The organism is Nocardia sp. NRRL WC-3656 (assembly GCF_000720265.1).
In the GTDB taxonomy this organism is placed as follows: domain Bacteria; phylum Actinomycetota; class Actinomycetes; order Mycobacteriales; family Mycobacteriaceae; genus Nocardia; species Nocardia nova.
The window spans coordinates 33,196-51,165 of record NZ_JOJF01000008.1 but is presented as its reverse complement, the minus strand read 5'-3'; the positions used below and the strand labels follow the sequence as shown (position 1 = coordinate 51,165).

At 68.6% G+C, this 17,970-nt stretch carries 17 protein-coding genes; 6 read left to right on the top strand and 11 right to left on the bottom strand.

Annotated features, from left to right (window positions below):
* Positions 1-7 precede the first annotated feature (7 nt).
* From IG65_RS0112740 to IG65_RS0112720, 5 genes are all read right to left on the bottom strand, one after another.
* Positions 8-973 (bottom strand): hypothetical protein, encoded by a 966-nt coding sequence (locus tag IG65_RS0112740; RefSeq protein ID WP_030515112.1) that lies wholly within the window; start codon positions 971-973, stop codon positions 8-10.
* 499 nt (positions 974-1,472) lie between these two features.
* Complete coding sequence (gene glpR, locus IG65_RS0112735; protein ID WP_030515111.1) at positions 1,473-2,693, bottom strand: gephyrin-like molybdotransferase receptor GlpR; 1,221 nt, start codon at positions 2,691-2,693, stop codon at positions 1,473-1,475.
* Positions 2,694-2,922: 229 nt separating this feature from the next.
* The gene (locus IG65_RS0112730) at positions 2,923-3,573 is read right to left on the bottom strand and encodes a GNAT family N-acetyltransferase (protein ID WP_030515110.1); all 651 of its coding nucleotides are present in this window, start codon (positions 3,571-3,573) and stop codon (positions 2,923-2,925) included.
* Positions 3,574-3,582: 9 nt separating this feature from the next.
* Positions 3,583-4,836 carry a gephyrin-like molybdotransferase Glp gene (gene glp / locus IG65_RS0112725; protein WP_030515109.1) on the bottom strand — a complete coding sequence of 418 codons (1,254 nt, stop codon included), beginning with the start codon at positions 4,834-4,836 and terminating at the stop codon, positions 3,583-3,585.
* Between the two features lie 68 nt (positions 4,837-4,904).
* Positions 4,905-5,858, bottom strand: coding sequence for a UTP--glucose-1-phosphate uridylyltransferase (locus tag IG65_RS0112720; protein WP_030515108.1), 954 nt, complete (start codon positions 5,856-5,858; stop codon positions 4,905-4,907).
* 292 nt (positions 5,859-6,150) lie between these two features.
* Here IG65_RS0112720 and IG65_RS0112715 point away from each other — a divergent pair, with 292 nt between their 5' ends.
* From IG65_RS0112715 to mscL, 4 genes are all read left to right on the top strand, one after another.
* Positions 6,151-6,846, top strand: coding sequence for a 5-formyltetrahydrofolate cyclo-ligase (locus IG65_RS0112715; protein ID WP_030515107.1), 696 nt, complete (start codon positions 6,151-6,153; stop codon positions 6,844-6,846).
* A gap of 120 nt (positions 6,847-6,966) precedes the next feature.
* Positions 6,967-7,287, top strand: a complete 321-nt coding sequence (locus tag IG65_RS36795; protein WP_081879444.1) for an FmdB family zinc ribbon protein — start codon at positions 6,967-6,969, stop codon at positions 7,285-7,287.
* 158 nt (positions 7,288-7,445) lie between these two features.
* Positions 7,446-8,180, top strand: coding sequence for a Flp pilus assembly protein CpaB (cpaB, locus tag IG65_RS0112705; protein WP_030515106.1), 735 nt, complete (start codon positions 7,446-7,448; stop codon positions 8,178-8,180).
* 144 nt (positions 8,181-8,324) lie between these two features.
* A complete protein-coding gene (mscL, locus tag IG65_RS0112700; RefSeq protein WP_030515105.1) occupies positions 8,325-8,732 on the top strand; it encodes a large conductance mechanosensitive channel protein MscL in 408 nt (135 codons plus the stop codon).
* A gap of 39 nt (positions 8,733-8,771) precedes the next feature.
* On the opposite strand, the gene IG65_RS0112695 is transcribed toward mscL, so the two are convergent.
* The 6 genes from IG65_RS0112695 to IG65_RS0112670 all read right to left on the bottom strand — a co-directional run bounded on the left by IG65_RS0112695 (position 8,772) and on the right by IG65_RS0112670 (position 14,303).
* The gene (locus IG65_RS0112695; RefSeq protein WP_030515104.1) at positions 8,772-9,458 is read right to left on the bottom strand and encodes an MspA family porin; all 687 of its coding nucleotides are present in this window, start codon (positions 9,456-9,458) and stop codon (positions 8,772-8,774) included.
* A 107-nt stretch (positions 9,459-9,565) separates the two neighbouring features.
* A complete protein-coding gene (locus IG65_RS0112690) occupies positions 9,566-9,787 on the bottom strand; it encodes a hypothetical protein (protein ID WP_030515103.1) in 222 nt (73 codons plus the stop codon).
* Positions 9,788-9,794: 7 nt separating this feature from the next.
* Positions 9,795-10,289 carry a molybdenum cofactor biosynthesis protein B gene (locus tag IG65_RS0112685; RefSeq protein ID WP_081879443.1) on the bottom strand — a complete coding sequence of 165 codons (495 nt, stop codon included), beginning with the start codon at positions 10,287-10,289 and terminating at the stop codon, positions 9,795-9,797.
* A gap of 98 nt (positions 10,290-10,387) precedes the next feature.
* Positions 10,388-11,932: a trypsin-like peptidase domain-containing protein gene (locus tag IG65_RS0112680; RefSeq protein WP_081879442.1), complete on the bottom strand. Its 1,545-nt coding sequence runs from the start codon at positions 11,930-11,932 to the stop codon at positions 10,388-10,390.
* A gap of 194 nt (positions 11,933-12,126) precedes the next feature.
* Positions 12,127-13,524 carry a HAMP domain-containing sensor histidine kinase gene (locus IG65_RS0112675; protein WP_081879461.1) on the bottom strand — a complete coding sequence of 466 codons (1,398 nt, stop codon included), beginning with the start codon at positions 13,522-13,524 and terminating at the stop codon, positions 12,127-12,129.
* Positions 13,525-13,613: 89 nt separating this feature from the next.
* Positions 13,614-14,303: a response regulator transcription factor gene (locus IG65_RS0112670; RefSeq protein WP_030515099.1), complete on the bottom strand. Its 690-nt coding sequence runs from the start codon at positions 14,301-14,303 to the stop codon at positions 13,614-13,616.
* 368 nt (positions 14,304-14,671) lie between these two features.
* On the opposite strand from IG65_RS0112670, the gene IG65_RS0112665 reads away from it, so the two are divergent.
* Positions 14,672-17,557 (top strand): ATP-binding protein, encoded by a 2,886-nt coding sequence (locus tag IG65_RS0112665; RefSeq protein WP_063833594.1) that lies wholly within the window; start codon positions 14,672-14,674, stop codon positions 17,555-17,557.
* Positions 17,554-17,964 (top strand): roadblock/LC7 domain-containing protein, encoded by a 411-nt coding sequence (locus tag IG65_RS0112660; protein ID WP_030515097.1) that lies wholly within the window; start codon positions 17,554-17,556, stop codon positions 17,962-17,964. The genes IG65_RS0112665 and IG65_RS0112660 overlap by 4 nt, the downstream gene beginning before the upstream one ends.
* The last annotated feature ends 6 nt before the right edge of the window (positions 17,965-17,970 follow it).

Below are 17,970 nucleotides of genomic sequence, written 5' to 3'. Positions count from 1 at the left end.
TTTGTGTTCATCGAACGAGGTACGTGATGGGATGTGATTCACCGTGCAGATCGGCATATTCTCCCGCGGCTGCCGCACAGGATTCCCGCCAATTTTCCGTGAGTTCCGAAATTGTGTCCGAAGGAATTCCGATCGACGTCATTCTCCGGCCGAGAGAACTCTCCGCGAATTCCCATTGCTCCTGAAGTATTTCGGCGCGTTTCCGCAACACCGGCACCAATCGCGGAAATGGATCACGCGTTTCCGGATCGACCAATGTCCGGGCGGCCGCCGGAATATGTTTGCGAATCATCGCGACAATATGGTCGCGCTGTCCGCCGCGCACTCCGTTGCGCAATGCCAGCACGCCGAAGGAAATATGCCGCGATTCGTCGCGGGCGACATTCGTGATACCGGTCCGCAGAATATCGAAGCGCGGCAGCGCCCGCACGGTTCCCAGCACGGTGTGCAGACCGGTCATCGCCACCGCACCCTCGACCAGCAGGTGGTAGACCACCACGCCCTCGTACCAGGCGGCGATGTCGCCCGGGTCCGCCCGCACCCGCTCGACCGCGTCCACGAGCGCCTTCTCGAACAGGTCACCCACCCGATCGACGCCGCTGACCTGCGATAACTCCTCGTTGCCGAGGGTCTCGGAGAGAAAGGCGAGGTAGCGCCGAAAGAAGACGGTGTGGCGCGCCTCGTCGGCCAGCTGGGTGGCCAGATACATCTTGTAGTCGACCTCGGGCGCAGCGTAGGCCAGCGGCGCCAAGGTCTCGGTCACGGTCGTCTCGCCGACCAGGAAGCGGGCCAGGGTGGCCAGCAGCGGCAACCGCGCGAAGGCCGGCAGCCGGGTCCAGCCCTCCGCATCACGCTCGTATTCGAGGCTCTGCGCCTGCCATTGCTGCATTTCCCAGCGGCGATAGAGATCGAGCGCGGTTACCCGTTCGGCAAGATCGATCTCGATCTCGTCGATGACCGTTGAATTGTTCATCGCGATTTCTCGATCTGTTATGCGAGCAGGCCGGTGAAAATCGATAGCAGAGTGCTTTCATACACGTCGATCAACCCTTCCAACCGCCCAGCTACCCCACGCGCAGCGTCCTCACCTGCTGCGGCGTGTCAATACCCGTGACCACGCATCCGTACCGGAAGGATTAAATCCTTCGATCTTGTGGACAGCGATTCTGCACGGTGCCCGAGCTTACTCCGGAAATAGCTCGCGAGCCACTCGTAACGGGGAGATCACAGCGACAAAAGGTTACCTATGAATTTGCCGCCTTCTCGGCACTCCCGGTGAGTGGACACGGACGTTTCACATTCCGGCTGACAGCCCACCACACCCCACTTCCCCTATGGGATGCGGAAAGTTAGCCACGAGCGGCGATTCGTCCGCCCACAGCCGCGAAAAAACACCAGGACACACCGAAACGGCCGCCGCTCGCAGCTCCTGGCTACGATGCGGCGGCCGTCGGCGACCGGCTACCCCGCTCCTATTCGCCTGCGGCGCGGCGGATTTCACCACCCGCGGCCCGGTTCCGGGTGGCCCGGGCAGCGGCGGCGTCGAAGTGTTCCAGATGGTCGAACAGCGGGTCCTCGTCGTCGACGTCGAGCACCACCGCGCGCCGGCGCAGCGCGCGGGCGGCATCGCGATCCATCCCCGGACGACGCTCGGCCCGGACCCTTTCCTGCGCAACGGCTTCGGCGTTCTCGGCGGGGCGCTGCTGCGCTCCGGACAGCCGTGCCGCGCGGCGGCGGCGGATGTCCTCCTCGAAGCGCACCTGACGCCGCAGGTAGGCCAGATAGCCCCCGAAGGCCACGACCGAAAGCGCACACCCCCACCACAGGGTCGCGCTCACGGCGATCGCGAAGGCGCCGAAAAGCAGTGTGCTCAGGATCAGTCCGAGTGCGGTGCGCTGCCGGAAGCGATACCGGGCCGCGCGCGCGATGGCGTCGGCCTCCGGATCGAACCCGCCGCGGCCACGCCGGGAGGGGACGAAATCGCGTGCGGCCGATCCGGGTTCGCCGTCGGCGCCGTCGTCGAGATCATCGAGCTCGTCGCGCTCGTCGTCCGGATCCACATCGCCGCGCCGGGCCGGAACAGCCGCGTTCGGAGCGGGTGGGATGCGGGCCATGCTCGCCTGCGGGCGATCCTCGGTCCCGGCGGCGGCCGGGAGGTCGTCGGCCTCTTCACCATCCTCGGCAGCGTCCGGATCGTCGGCGCGGGCGTCTCCGGCGGGATCGCCGTCGCCGTCGCCATCGACTTCGCCGAAGTCGTCGTGTTCGTCGCCCGGCTCGGCATCGACGGCGTCGCCGGGGGTTTCACGGGCGTGCTCCTCGCCGCCCCCGTCGGCGCGACCGGGCGGATCACCGGCGCTCCGGTGGGCCCGCGTCACCTCCGATTCGGCGCGCTCGGGTGCGTTCCGGTCGTCCTCGATGACGGGCTCATCGGCCGATGTCGTCATCCGGTCCTCCGCATCATCGCCGTGGGAAAGCCTTTTCTGCCGAGGGGTCGGTACCCAGTCCGGATCGGTCTCATGCCCGGTGGCCGGCCCTTTCTTCGCACGTCGTCTGGTACCACCTCGATGCAGCACCCGGGTTGCCAGGGCCACGTCCGTGGTGCGGCGGATCCGCGGATGCCGATCGGCCAGCATCGGGAACAGCACGAAGACCCAGAGCACGACGAGCGCGATCCACAAGATCGAATTCGGCATCGCGCTCCCACCTCCGTCCCCGCCTGACCACTGTCCCTTCTCGACCGCTGGGCAGGTTCTCGCCACCTGTTTCGTCCTGGCACCGGACGCACCACCGACGTCCGTAGGTTAATGCGGCGTCACAGGAATATCCCGAAGGCGCGCCGCCCACACCTGCCCCACCCGTCACAAGGCGGTCATCACCAGGCCCGGGCGCGTCGCCGCCGAAAACGCCGCGCGACCGGGCCGCTCACGGCGGCGTGGCACGACCCGAGCGGATGAGGCGATCGACAACCGTGCCGGACACCTCCTCGACGGTCATCGCGACCAGCAGATGGTCGCGCCACGCGCCGTCGACGTCCAGATAGCGCCGCAACGTGCCCTCCTCGCGGAAGCCCACATTGCGCAGCACCGCCTGGCTGGCCAGATTCTCCGGGCGCACCGTCGCCTCCACCCGGTGCAGGCCCACGGGACCGAAGCAGTGGTCCAGTCCCATCGCCAGCGCGGCGGTGGCGACACCCTGGCCGCCGACGTCCTTGGCGACCCAGTAGCCGATCCAGGCCGAACGCAACGCACCCCGCACGATGTTGCCGATGGTCAGCTGGCCGCCGAAGGATCCGTCCACCTCGATCACCAACGGCACCATCGCTCCCCGGCGCGCCTCGGCCTTCAGACTCGACCACAGCGAGGGCCAGTTGGAGGCGTGATTGCGCGCCTCCCAGCTACCCCGGCCGGTCGGCTCCCACGGCTCCAGATGTTCGCGGTCGCGCAGGCGGATTCGCGACCAGGCGGCCGCGTCCCGCAGCCGGATCGGGCGCAGGGTCACCCGCCCACCCGCGACTCGAACCGGACCGAGATGTGCGGGCCAGCCCGGATGCTGGGCGGCCCGGAATACGTTCATGTCCACAGATCACCCGCGCTGTGCGAGAAATGCGACCTGGACCTCGTCACCGGTGCGAATATCAGTGACCTCCGGGTCGATGACGATCAGGCTGTTGGCCTCGGCCAGGGTCGAGAGCAGATGCGACGAGCCGTTCACACCCAGCGGCTGCACCAGGTATTCACCGGTCTGCTCGTCGCGCATCAGTTGGGCGCGCAGGTATCCGCGGCGGCCCTCCATCGAGGTGATCGGCATGATCGTGCGGGCCCGCACCACGCGGCGCATCGGATGCCGGCGGCCCAGCGCGATCCGGATCAGCGGTCGCACCATGATCTCGAAAACGACCAGGGCGCCAACGGGATTCGACGGGAGGAGGAAGGTCGGCACCTCGTCGCGGCCGAGCCGGCCGAAGCCCTGTACCGAGCCCGGATGCATGGCCACCCGGTCGATGGTCAGCTCACCCAGCCCCTCCAGGGCCTCGCGGATCTGCTCGGAGGCCCAGCCGCCGACCGCACCCGCGATCACGACGACCTCCGAACGCACGAGCTGTCCCTCGACCACATCACGCAGGCGCTTGGGATCGGCGCTGACGATGCCGACCCGATTCACGTCGGCGCCGGCGTCGCGGGCGGCGGCGGCGAGTGCGTAGGAGTTCACGTCGTAGACCTGTCCCGGACCGGGCGTGCGATCGATGTCGACCAGCTCACCACCGATCGAGATCACCGACAGCCGCGGCCGGGGATGCACCAGCACCTTGTCCCGGCCGACCGCCGCCAGCAGGCCGACCTGCGCCGCGCCGATGATGGTGCCCGCCCGGACCGCGATATCGCCGGGTTGCACGTCGTCACCGATGCGCCGCACGTAATCGCCGGAGCGAACCGGCTCGTAGATCTTGATCCGGGCCCGGCCACCGTCGGTGAAATCCAGCGGCAGCACGGCGTCGGCGAGCGTCGGCAGCGGCGCGCCGGTATCGATGCGCACCGATTGCCGCGGCTGCAGTCGGATCGGCTGGCGCGAACCGGCCGCGACCTCGCCGACCACCGGCAGCGTCAGCTCGATCGGATCGCCGTCCTCGGTGCGGATGTCGGCGCCGGCGCCCTGCACGTCCACGCTGCGCACGGCGTAACCGTCGATGGCGGCCTGATCGAATCCGGGCAGCGGACGCTCGGTGACCACATCCTCGGCACACAGCAGACCCTGAGCCTCGGAGATCGCGACCCGGACCGGCCGCGGGGCCACGGCCGCCGCGGTCACCTTGATCTGCTGGTCCTCAACCGAGCGCATGCCGCCCTTCCCCTTTACTCCGACTGATCACCCGGTCCCGCGGTGACGGGACCCGGCCGACCCCGTCGTCACGACGAGATCAGCTGCGGGTTCCAATCCGGAGCAAGCCGACGCTGCAACCACTCGCGCAAGGCGGGGCCGTATTCGTCTCGCTCCAAAGCGAAATCGACCGCAGCACGAAGATAACCGCCAGGGTTGCCGAGGTCGTGGCGCGACCCACGGTGGACAACGACATGTACCGGATGTCCCTCCGCGATCAGCAGCGATACGGCGTCGGTGAGCTGCAGCTCACCGCCCGCACCCGGCTCGATGCGGCGCAGCGCGTCGAAGATCGCGCGATCGAGCAGATACCGGCCCGCGGCGGTGAAGGTCGACGGCGCCTCCTCGAGCGCCGGCTTCTCCACCATGCCGACCACGCGCAGCACGTCGGGGTTCGTACTGTCGGTCACCGGCTCCACGTCGAAGACACCGTAGGCGCTGACCTCCTGCTTCGGGACGTCGATCGCGCACAGCACCGTGCCGCCACGTTTGCGGCGGACACGGCTCATCACGTCGAGGACGCCGCAGGGCAGCACCAGATCGTCGGGCAGCAGCACCGCGATGGCGTCCTCGTCGGGATCGAGCGCCTGCTCGGCCTGGGCGACGGCATGGCCCAGCCCGAGCGGCTCGTCCTGCACCACCGAGGTCACATCGAGCAGGCCCGGAGCCTTGCGCACCTTCTCCAGCAGCTGGAACTTCCCGCGCTCGGCGAGCGTGCTCTCCAGCACCAGGTCCTCGACGAAGTGGGCGACGACCCCGTCCTTACCGGGCGAGGTCACGATGACCAGCCGCTCGGCGCCCGATCCGGCGGCCTCGGCGGCCACCAATTCGATACCGGGCGTGTCCACCACCGGCAGCAGCTCTTTCGGCACGGTCTTGGTCGCGGGCAGGAACCGTGTCCCGAGTCCGGCCGCGGGGACCACCGCGGTACGGAAGCAGGAACTCACGGCCTGCGTCGCGTCCGATCCGGCGTCAGCTGTCATAAGTGCACACCCTATCCATCGCTCTTGTCGTCGGACCGGCTCAACACCGGCCCGGCATCTGGGAAGCCTAGGCGGCCGCGGCGGCGCCGTCGCACCGAAACGGTGCGGCAGCAACCCTGCCGAGGTCCGCCGCCGGCCCCCGCGACTACCCGTCGGGGAACCGGCCGCAACCATGGTTTCACTGCGTTACCAGCGTGTTCGCGATACCGCGTCGGGTCAGCGATTCCCCGCCGAGCGCACCTGGAAACACGGGAGCGGGCAAACTCACCGTTCGCCCACCTAGGGTGAGCCTGTGGAGATCGCCGGTCAGCGGGACAAGGGGCGGTGGCGAGCGGAATTGCTGGCCGCCCGGGCGGCGGTGCCGCCGGAGGTCAGGGCCGCGGAGGCGGACGCCCTGGCCCGTTCCGTGTCGCGGGTACTGGACATCGACCGGTCGCGTATCGATGGGTCCGGTGGCGAGCGGCGCCGCCCGGCGAGCGGATCCGGCTCGGGCGCTCCGGGCTCGGAGTGGGTGGCCGGGTATCTTCCGGTCGCGGGTGAACCCGGTTCGGTGGCGATGCTCGACGCGCTGCGGGCCGCGGGGGCTCGGGTGATGGTCCCCGTGACCGGACCGCCCGGGCCACTGGACTGGGCGGAGTACACCGGAATCGAGGGGCTGCGGCGCGCCCGCTACGGCCTGCTCGAGCCCGAGGGGCCGCCGCTGGGCGTGGCGGCGATCGAGTGGCCGGAGGTGATCGTGATGCCGGCGCTCGCCGTCGATCGGCGCGGCGTGCGGTTGGGACGAGGCGCCGGCTACTACGACCGGACACTGCCCGCGGCGCGACCGGACGCACGCCTGGTGGCCGTCGTCCGGGACTCGGAACTGCTGGATGTGTTGCCGGAGGAACCCCACGATCGGCGGATGGGGTGGGCCTTGCTGCCGGAGGCCGGGCTGTGCACGCTCGGCGCGGACGATCGACGGATCGACGTCCGCCCGGTGCCACGGTGAGAGCGAGACCACCGCGCCGGCGCCCGACCGCACCGGCACCATGGGAATCAATACCGGATTGGCACTGTTGGCACTGTCGGCTGTAGAGTGCTAAAAGACGAAAACCGTGGAGGTTCGCAGGTGCCTACTTACTCGTATCAGTGCACGCAGTGTGGCGACAAGTTCGACATCGTGCAGTCGTTCTCCGATGACGCCCTGACCACCTGCGAGAAGTGCAACGGCAAGCTGCGCAAGCTGTTCAACTCGGTCGGCATCGTCTTCAAGGGCAGCGGCTTCTACCGCACCGACAGCCGCAACGGCTCCTCGTCGGCCAGTGAGCCCGCCGCGAAGTCGAGCGAATCCAAGTCGAGTGATTCGTCCGCCTCGAGCAGCTCGGCCGGCTCGTCGAGCAGCTCGGGTTCGTCGTCGAGCTCCTCGTCGACCAGCACCGCCGTCGCCTGACCCGGCCCGCACCGGGAGGCCACGGACCGCCCGGTCGGCCATTGTCTTCTGTCCGCGCCGGTCTCCGGTTGTCCACAGCCTCTTCGTTATCCACAGAGAAGTTCTGACCTGCTCTTTTCCGGGATGACCGAGCTGCTGCGGCCCCTACGGTGGCCGGTATGCGAACCTTGCGATTCGATCGTCTACGCCCCCTCGATACCGATCTCGGCCGTGCTCGCGGCACCGAATTTCTGTCCCGGATACGGCCACCCTGGCTCGATCTGACGCTGATACGGCGACTGTCGGCGGTCGGACTGGCCGCCGCCGCGGCCGTCGTCGCCCTGCGCGGCGACCCCGCCGGGCATCGCACGCCGGTCGTCGTCGCTGCGCGGGATGTCGCGCCCGGACAGGTGCTGTCCCCCGCGGATCTGCGGCGCGTGGACCTGCCACCCGACGCGATACCGGACGGCGCCGTCACCGATCCCGCGAAACTGCTCGGCGCGACCTCCACGGGCGCCGTGCACACCGGGGAAATACTGACCGATCTCCGGATCGTCGGCCCGCGGCTGGCAGCCGCGGCGACCGGTGTGCCGAATGCCCGGATCGTGCCGATGCGATTGGCGGACAACGCAATTGCGGATATTCTTCGGCCCGGCGACCGGGTGGACGTGGTCGCCGCGGAAGAGACCGACGGCCACGGCGATCCGGATACGGTTGCGCCACGGGGGCGTTCACCGTCCGCGCACACCCTCGCCATCGATGCCGCGGTGGTCTTGATCTCCGGCGCCGCCGACGCGGGCTCCCGGACCCGCTCCGCCCCCGAACGAATCGTGCTGCTGGCACTCGATCCGGGCCATGCGACCACCGTCGCGGCCGCCTCGTTGCAGACGGCGCTGACCGTGGTGTTTCACTGATGTTCGCTGTGTTCGCCAAGCATTTGCCGTAACTGTCCGTTAGCATCCCGAGTACCTCATTCGATAGCGGAAAGCGATCGCATCGGATGCCACGACCAGACCGAACGGCGAGGCGGGGGCACGCCGGATGAGACAGGAGCCGCAATGCTGAAGGGTTTCAGGGATTTCCTGCTCCGCGGGAACGTGATCGATCTGGCGGTTGCGGTGGTCATCGGTACCGCGTTCACCGCGGTCGTCACCGCCATCGTGAGCGGAATCGTCAATCCCCTCTTGGATTTGTTCGGCGGCGCGAACGAACACGGCTGGGGCTTCTATCTGGATTCCAGTAAGCCGTCCACGTTCATCGCACTCGGCCCGATCGTCACCGCCGTGGTCAACTTCATTCTCATCGCGGCGATTTTGTACTTCATCCTGATCCTGCCGGCGGGCCGCCTGATGAAGCGATTCGGCACCGAGAAGGAAGCGGTGATGACCGAGGTCGCACTGCTCGTCGAGATCCGCGATCTGCTCTCGGAAGGCAGCAAGAGCGCCGGCGGCCGGCACGAGTTCTGAGATCGAATCCGCAGGCCGCCAGGTGTATCCGGCTCGAGCTCAGCCCAGGCTGAACGGCTCGCCCCACAGCGTCACCCATGAGATGACGTTGTCGGTCTCGACCTCGACGCTGACGAATGCGCGCGCCTGCGCGTCACCGCCACATCCGGTCAGGCCGATGGTTTCGTCGGACCAGGCCACCGAACCGCTGTCACCCCGGAACTTGTTGCGGGGCTTGTGCACATCCTGGGCGACGTCGTCCTTCTCCTCGATGTCGAGGACATAGAACGACTTCGCCTGGCCCGGCGCGAGAATCAGGTTGCCGCCGATATTTCCGCCGGCGTCGGGCTTGGCGTTCTCGCCGTCGCTCCAATCCATGCTCGCGCCGGGACCGCCGTCGACGCCGACACCGGAGATGTCGACCTGGCAGCCCACGGTGTACCCGGGGTAGATGCTGCCGCCCACGACGGTGGTGTCGCCGGACAGTTCGACATGGGCGTTACCCGAGACCCGGGCAGTGCGGTGCACCGCCGGGACAACGATCGCCGGATCGATGGTCGCGGATTCGCCGTCCAGCCGGACATGCACGACGGTGCCGTCGGACAGCGTCTTGGACAGGTCGCCGCCGGGCAGCGGGACGAAGGTGCCGGCATTGGCGGCGCCGGTGGAGAACAGGCCGAGCGCGGCGGTCGCCACGGCACCGATGCCGGCGATGCGCGCACCCCAGACCCGACCGTTCGTATTCATATTTCTCTCATCAGGTTCTTGCGGTCGGCCGCGATGAACGTCGAGATTCACGGCTGCCGACAGGGGACAGTGACATGCCTCGACATCCGAGACACCGCAGAGTCCGATTATCCGTGATGTGGCGGGACCTGCGCGCGCAGCCAGTCGTCCCCGGAGCGGGGCAACTCACCGTCGGGGGCGCGCTCGTCGCTGCTGGTGCGCGGCAGCGCCTCGCCGAAGATCCGCGCCAGGCGCGCGGACTCGGCGGCCGAACGGGTGCGCCCCTTCGCCGGGCGTTCCGCGGATTGCGAATCGTCCGGGCGCTGCGCCCCCGCCGGCCGGTCGGTCATACCGCGATTATTCCGCCAATCCGGACAGTTCGTCGACGACCCGGCTCACCAGCGGACCGAGCGTGGCCATGCCGTCGCGAACGGCGTCGCGCGTGCCGGGCAGGTTGACGACCAGGGTGCTGCCCGAGACGCCGGCCAGACCACGAGAAAGACCGGCGTCGAGCGAACCGGCCGCGAGTCCGGAGGCGCGCAGAGCCTCGCTGATTCCGGGCAGTTCTCGATCGAGCACCTCCAGGGTCGCCTCCGGGGTGACATCCCGCGGCGACATACCGGTGCCGCCCACGGAGATCACCAGGTCGACCCCGCCGATGACGGCGGTGTTGAGGGCATTGCGAATCTCGATCTCGTCACCGGCCACCGACACCGTGGCATCCACGAGGAAGCCGAATTCGGTGAGCAATTCGGTCACCAGCGGGCCCAGCGAGTCCACCCCGCCATGCGCGGTTCGATCGTCGACGACCACAACAAGTGCCCGGCCCGCCACGGGAGCATCGATTTCCATGTTGCTCACCGTAGCGTCCGTGGGCGACAACCACTCCGGTCCCCCGGGCTCGTCGGCATCGGGTGTCGGGAGCACTGTCAAAGGACGCGGTTCACGGATCATCGGCCACCCTCCGCCGGTGCGGCGCCGAGGGTCACCTCGACGGTTTTCGGATTCTGTCCCTGTGGATCGGTGTAGGTGACCTTCACCTTGTCACCTGGTTGGTGCGACCGCACGGCGGCGATCAGCGAATTGCCCGAGTCGATGACCTGATCGTCGACGCGGGTGACGATCGCGCCCGACGGGACGCCCGCCTTGGCGGCCGGACCGTCGGGTGTCACGTCCAGGACCCGGGCGCCGTTGACGTCGTCCTGCGCGCGCACCGAGATCCCGATCTGAGCATAGGTGGCGTGACCGGACTTGGTCAGTTCGTCGGCCACGCGACGGGCCTGATCGACCGGAATCGCGAAGCCCAGGCCGATCGATCCGCTCTGCGAACCGGGCATCTCGGAGGCGCCGAGTGTGGCGATCGCGGTGTTGATGCCGATCAGCTTGCCGTTAGTATCGACCAGCGCGCCACCGGAATTACCGGGGTTGATCGCGGCGTCGGTCTGGATCGCGGAGATGACCGTGCCCTGTGAGCCGGCCTCACCACTGGTCGACACCGGGCGGCTGAGCGCCGACACGATCCCGGTGGTGACGGTTCCGGCCAGGCCCAGCGGCGAGCCGACCGCCACCACGGGCTGGCCGACCATCAGATTGCGCGAGGTGCCCAGTTCGATGGGCGTCAGGTTGGTCTTACCTGCCGCCTTGATGACGGCCAGATCCGACACCGGGTCGACACCGACGACCGAAGCATTGGCGGTACTGCCGTCCTGGAAGGCGACCTCCATCTTCGCGTTGGGACCGGCACCGCTGGCGACATGGTTGTTGGTGAGGATCAGCCCGTCCGAGGACAGCACCACACCCGAGCCCTCGCCCTCCGCGCGGGCGCCCGCGACACGGATCATCACCACGCTGGGGAGGACCTTCTGCGCGACCGCGGGGACGGATCCGGGCGGCGCGCTCGCCGAGGCCGGATCGACCGGAGCGGGCGCGTTCAGGGCATTGTTGACCGGCGCGTTGTTGTTGTCCGAGCGCGTGGCGAGGGTGCCGACCGCACCGCCGATACCACCCGCGACGAGCGCCAGCACGACGGCGCCGACGAGCAGCCCCGCCCGGCCGCGGCGGCGAGGTGTCCCGGCGTGGACACCGATGGGATCGGCGCCGGGGGGATACGGTTCGCCCGCGCGATGTTCGCCGGTGGTGGCGTAGGGCGTACCGGAGGGGTACGAGCCGGGCTGCTGATAGCCCTGACCCGAGGTGTGGCCCGTCACGGCGTACGGGTTGTACGGCGGCATCGGCGCGGTGTGCGCGGGCTGTTCCTGCGGTCCCCCACTCGGACCCGCCGGTCCCGGCGACTGCGCACCGGCTTCGGCACCACCGGCCTGCGACGACGGCCCTGCCCACTGCGACGGTTGCCCCCACCCGCGCGACGCGTTCCCGGCATCCCCCTCCGGCGAAGCGGGCTGCGCCCCACTCGACGGCGACGTCGGCTCGGGCCCTCCCGACTGGGGAGTCGAACCGGTCGGCTCGTCGCGCCTGTCCCTCGAATCCTCGGTCATATTTCTCGTTTCTCCTCGAGTCTGTCGCCCAGCCTGGTGACAGCGACTGAGAGCGGACTGAGACCGTGCTTTCAGTTCTCCGTGACTCCGTGCCGTATCCGGCCGCCGCAGCCGGGTTTCCGCGGGACGGTACGCATGCGTGTCAGTTTATGGGGCCGCCCCACGCACGCCCATCGATTCCGGATCGCCGCTGATCACTCCCGGCGGTCGGCGGGGGTCGGCGGTTCGCCGGGAAGAACGATGCGCACCAGCGTGCCACCGCGTTCGGAGGTGTCCACGGTGATCGTGCCGCCGTGCTTGGACACCACCTGCTTCACGATGGCCAGCCCCAGTCCGGATCCGGGCATCGATCGCGACGCCGTGGTGCGGTGGAAGCGTTCGAAGACCAGTTCCCTTTCCTCCGGCGGAATGCCCGGCCCGGCATCGTCGATCGCGATTTCCATGAGCCCCGGCCCGGTTTCGCGCATGGTCAGGACGACCTGTGCCTCCGGCGGGCTCCACTTCGCCGCGTTGTCGAGCACGTTGAGGATGGCCCGCTCGAGTCCGGCGTCGTGGCCGTAGACGAACCACGGCCGCAGCTGCGCCGAGAATTCGACGTCCACGCGCCGCCGCCGCACCCGTTCCAGCGCGCGCTCGGCGACCTCACCGAGATCGACCCGCTCATAGACGGTTTCGGGCGCGTCCTCGCGAGCCAGGTCCACCAGGTCACCGACCAGCGTGGACAGCTCCTCGATCTGGGCGATCACATCCGCGCGCAGCCCGGCCATGTCCTCCTCGGGAATCGGCGGTGCGTCCGGACGCGAGGAGGCGATGAGCAGTTCCATATTGGTGCGCAGCGAGGTCAGCGGCGTGCGCAGTTCGTGTCCGGCGTCGGCGACCAGCCGCCGTTGCCGGTCGCGGGATTCGGCGAGCGCCCGCAACATCAGATTGAAACTCTCGGTGAGCCGTGCCAGTTCGTCGTCACCGGTGACCGGAATCGGCGCCAGATCGTCGGTGCGCGCGACGCGTTCGGTGGCCGCGGTCAATCGCGCGATGGGCCGCAGCCCCGTCCGCCCGACCGTCGCACCGGCGGCCCCGGCGACCAGCACGCCGCAGCCGCCGATCGTGAACAGCAGCCACGCGAGCCGGTCGAGCACTTCGCGGGTGGGTTCCAGCGACCGCGAAATAACCAGGGTCGCACCGGATTTCGTGCGCCGGGCGAGTACGCGCTGATTGTTCGCGGTCCGCAGCGAGACATCGGCCTTACCGTGCGCCACCGCCATCTCGGCCGGGCCGATCGGCGGATCCATCGGTTGCGGCGGGGCATAGGGCACATCGACGTCGGGATAGATCAGCGCGATGCCGATATCGTTGGAGTACAGACTGCTGAACATGATGATCGCCTGGAAGCCCTGCAGGTCGATGTTGTTCTTGACCATCACCTCCGAGCGGCTGCGCAACTGGCTGTCCACATCGGCGTACAGGGCGCGGGCGACCAGTGCGTAGGCGGCGATCGAGGTCACCGCGACGGCGATCGCCACCACCGAGGCGGCGAGCAGGGTCACCCGCCAGCGCAGCGACACCGAACGGGTCAGCGGCATCGGCGGGCGCATCTCGTGCGGATCGGGGCGCGGCCCCAGCCGGGCCACGCGATCGGGCCGGCCACCGTGCCCGGGATGAGCTCTTGCCACGACGACCCGGCCTACGGAGGAGTCTCGCGCAGCACGTAACCCACCCCGCGCACGGTGTGGATCAATCGCGGCTCCCCCTCGGCCTCGGTTTTGCGGCGCAGATAGCCGATATAGACCTCGAGCGCATTACCGGAGGTCGGAAAGTCGTAGCCCCAGACCTCTTCCAGAATGCGGCTGCGCGTCAGCACCCGGCGCGGATTCGCCATCAGCATTTCCAGCAGCGAGAATTCGGTGCGGGTCAGGCTGATGGCACGCTCCCCGCGCGATACCTCGCGCGTCACCGGATCCAGGGACAGATCCGCGAAACGCATCGTCTCCGAGGAATCGGTGGCCGCGTCGGGGGCGGTGCGGCGCAACAGCGCGCGCAAACGCGCCAGCAATTCCTCGAGCGCGAACGGTTTGGGCAGATAGTCGTCGGCGCCGGCGTCGAGGCCGGCCACTCGCTCCGATACCGAATCCCGGGCGGTGAGCACGAGAATCGGCAGATCGTCACCGGTGCTGCGCAGGCGGCGGCATACCTCCAGGCCGTCCAGCCGCGGCATCATCACATCGAGCACCAATGCGTCGGGCCGGGACGCGCTGACCTTCTCCAAGGCGTCGACGCCGTCGACCGCCAGCTCGACGGAATATCCATTGAAGGTGAGCGACCGGCGCAGCGACTCGCGCACCGCGCGATCATCGTCGACTACCAGAATACGCATGGCCTCCAGTTTGACCGGATCGACTGAGAGCCGACTGAGAACCGACCATTCGACACGCCGCGCATCCACAACAGGTGACCTGCGGAATCATCGAAAATAGTTCCGCGAAGTATCTGTTGCACACGAAAGTTGTTGCGCCGAGCCGTTTTAGACCGTTGTCGCCGGACCCCTCCAAATTGCCGCGAACGTGTTCTCGCGGTATGTTGCCTGCGGTAAAAGTAAACCTCTAGTTGGTTCTCAACCCGTTGGACCCGAACGGCCAGACGCGGGCGGCGGCCGGAACCCGGGGCACGTGCGCGAGCGGAGGCGACGGAAGCGGGATGGGCACTGCACCGCGGCCATGGCAGAGGAGTCTGTCCAATCTGTCCGTGACTAGCAAGGTCGGCATCGTGCTACTGCTGCCGGTCGTGCTGGCATCGGCATTCGCCGTTCTTCGAATCAAGGACGAACTCGGCACCATCTCACAGCTGAACACGGCCAGTGAGCAGGCGCGGATCATTCGGCCGACCCTCGACTTCGGTTCGGCGGCCAACAATCTCGCCGTGACCCTCGGCAACGGCGAACACGTTCCGCAGTCGGCGCTGGACCAGGCCGCGGCCCGGTTCGACCAGGCCTCGGCGGATCTGCAGACGGCGCTGCAGAATTCGGCGACCGACAAGCGGGTCGCCACCGAACTCACCGAGGCGCTGGCGGCCGGGCGCACGTTGCGCAACAGCCTGCACGGCGGCGCGCCGCAGGAGGTCGTCAAACAGGCGAGCGAGGTGAACGGCCACGTCAGCAACGCCGTCTCGTCCCTGGCGACGCCGAAGGAGACGACCCTCGAGCGCTATTACGTGCAGATGGGTGTCATCGCCATCGCCCGCCAGATGTTCACGCAGCAGCAGCTGGCCCTCGAGAGCGGTGAGATCGGCAACAACCCGGCCGTGCTGGCCCAGGTCCTGACCGCCACCGGCGCCGAGCTCACCATGATCAACCAGTACGCGGTCGTGCAGCCGGAATCGGCGCTGAAGCCGGATGTGCTGCTGGGCGCGCTGCAGACGCGTATCGCGGCGATGAGTCAGAACGCGGTCGAGCCGATCAACGTGCCCGGTGTCGTGCAGTCGATGCAGACCAGTACCGACACCTACAACGAGGCCACCAACCATCTGGTCGACCTGATCGACTCCGGACTGTCGGACCGCTCGGTCGACGCGCGCGGCACGGTCCTGCGCGATGTGGCGCTGGTAGTGGTGACCCTGCTGGCCGGTCTGGCCCTGGCGCTGGCGGTCGCCCGCTCGCTGGTCGTCCCGATTCGCCGCCTGCGCCGCGATTCGCTGCAGGTCGCGCACACCGACCTGCCCGCCGAGCTCGCGGTCGTGCGCGGTGGCGGCGCGACTCCGGAGATCGTCCCGGTCGACGTGCAGACCACCGAGGAGATCGGTCAGCTGGCCCGAGCGGTCGACGACATGCACCGCCAGGCGCTGTTCCTCGCCGCCGAACAGGCCCGCCTGCGCCTGCAGATCAGCAATATGTTCGAAACGCTCTCGCGGCGTAGCCAATCGCTGGTCGAACAGCAGCTGTCGCTGATCGAGGATCTGGAACGCGACGAGGACGACTCCGATCGGCTGCAGAGCCTGTTCCGCCTCGACCACCTCGCGACCCGCATGCGCCGAAACGGCGACAACCTGCTGGTGCTCGCCGGCACCGCGTTGCGCCGCGGCCATCTGCCACCGGTACCGCTGTCGGACATGCTGTGGAGTGCGGTCTCCCAGGTCGAGGACTATCAGCGCGTCGAAATCGGTTCGGTGCCCGACGGTATCGTCGCCGGTGAGCCCGCCGTCGACATCGAGCATCTGCTGGCCGAGCTGATCGACAACTCGCTGCGCTACTCGCCGCCGAACACGCCGGTAGCGGTCTCGGTGTCGCGCGCGGTGGACGGCGGATATCTGATCGAGATCACCGACCGCGGCCTCGGCATGTCCGCCGAGGATATGCGCGCGATCAACGAGCGCTTGGCCTCCGGTGGTGAGGTCACCATCGAAACCGCGCGCCGCATGGGTCTTTTCGTGGTCGGACGGCTGGCGGCACGGCACACCATCACGGTCAGCCTGCGCCGCACCTCCACGATGGCGCAGCAGCCGGGCATCACGGCCAGCGTGCATCTACCGGGTGCGCTGGTCTCGCCCGCGGAGGCCGTGGTCCCGCCGGCCATCTCGACCTTCACCACGCCGATCGCGGACTTCCCATCCCCGGTCACCGAGTTCCCCGCTCCGGGCCGCACTCTCACCGCGGTGCCGAATCCGCCGGAGCGGTTCGGGGACAGTTCGGAGCCGGCCCGATTCACCAGCGCCGGACTGCCGCAGCGACGCCCGGCCGGCCAGTCGGACTCCGAAACCGCGGCCCCGGTCACCCGGCTCACCCCGCTGCCCGACGTCGCGGAGACCGACAACCGGGCGGCGGAACCCGTCGACGACGGCGTGCTGCGCGGTGCCGAGACCGGACGTGAGGACGTTTTCCACGCCGACCACGCCGAGGAGATTCCCCGAGACGAGCGCGCCGAGGCCGAGGAGCCCGAAACCGCGGGCCGCGGCGAGAGTTTCGCGCCGGTCTCCGATCCGTGGAACCCGGTGACCGACCGCGACCTGGAACAGATCGCGCCGCCCCGGCGTCCCGCCCCGGCCGATCCGCGGCCGCAACCCCAGCCGCAGCCGCAGCCCATCGATATCTGGGCCGAAACGGCGATCATGGCCCCGGCGCAGCGCGCTCCGGACCGCGAACCGGCGCCGCTGTCCCGCCACGGCGCGACCCTCGCGCCACCCCGGCCCGACGCCTACCAGCACGATGCCCACCAGCAGGATGCTCAGGCGCCGGCCAAACCGGAATCCCCCACGCCGATCTATCAGCGCATGGTGTCGGAATGGCTGGTCGAACCGTCCTCGAACGCGCCGACCGGCGCCTGGTCGTCTCCCGCCGACGAGGGCTGGGCGGCGGCAGCGGACGCCAGTAGCCCGACCGCGACCACCCGTACCTCGGGTGGCCTGCCCATCCGCCGTCCCGGTGCGCAGCTGGTGCCCGGCGGACTGACGCAGGAGGATGTCGTCGAGGCCCGGGATCCGGAGGAAATCCGCAACAACTTGTCCAGGCATTTGAGCGGCGTCCGCAGCGGCCGCGTCAGCGTCCGAGACAACACGGCCCAGTACGACCCGGCCGATACGGCCGGCTACGACCCGGCCGGGCGGAACAACGCTCAGCAGAACGACGGAGGCTTTGCATGACCGACACTGCGCAGAACAGCACAGACGAGAATTTGAACTGGCTCGTCACCCGCTTCACCAGAGAGGTGCCTGGAGTCTCGCACGCGGTGCTCGTGTCGGCCGACGGCCTGCTCCAGGCGACCAGCCCGCATCTCCCGTCCGATCGCGCCGAACAGCTCTCCGCGGTGACCGCCGGTCTGGCGAGTCTGTCGGCGGGTGCGGCGCAATTGTTCAACGGCGGCAAGGTGATGCAGTCGATCGTCGACATGCAGCGCGGCTACCTGCTGGTGATGAGCGTCGGCAACGGCTCGCACCTGGCGGTACTGGCCAACAAGCAGCACGACATCGGCCGCATCGGTTACGAGATGGCCTTGCTCGTCGATCGAGTCGGATCGGTCGTGCAAGCCACGGCCCGTTCGGCGGTCTGACGATTG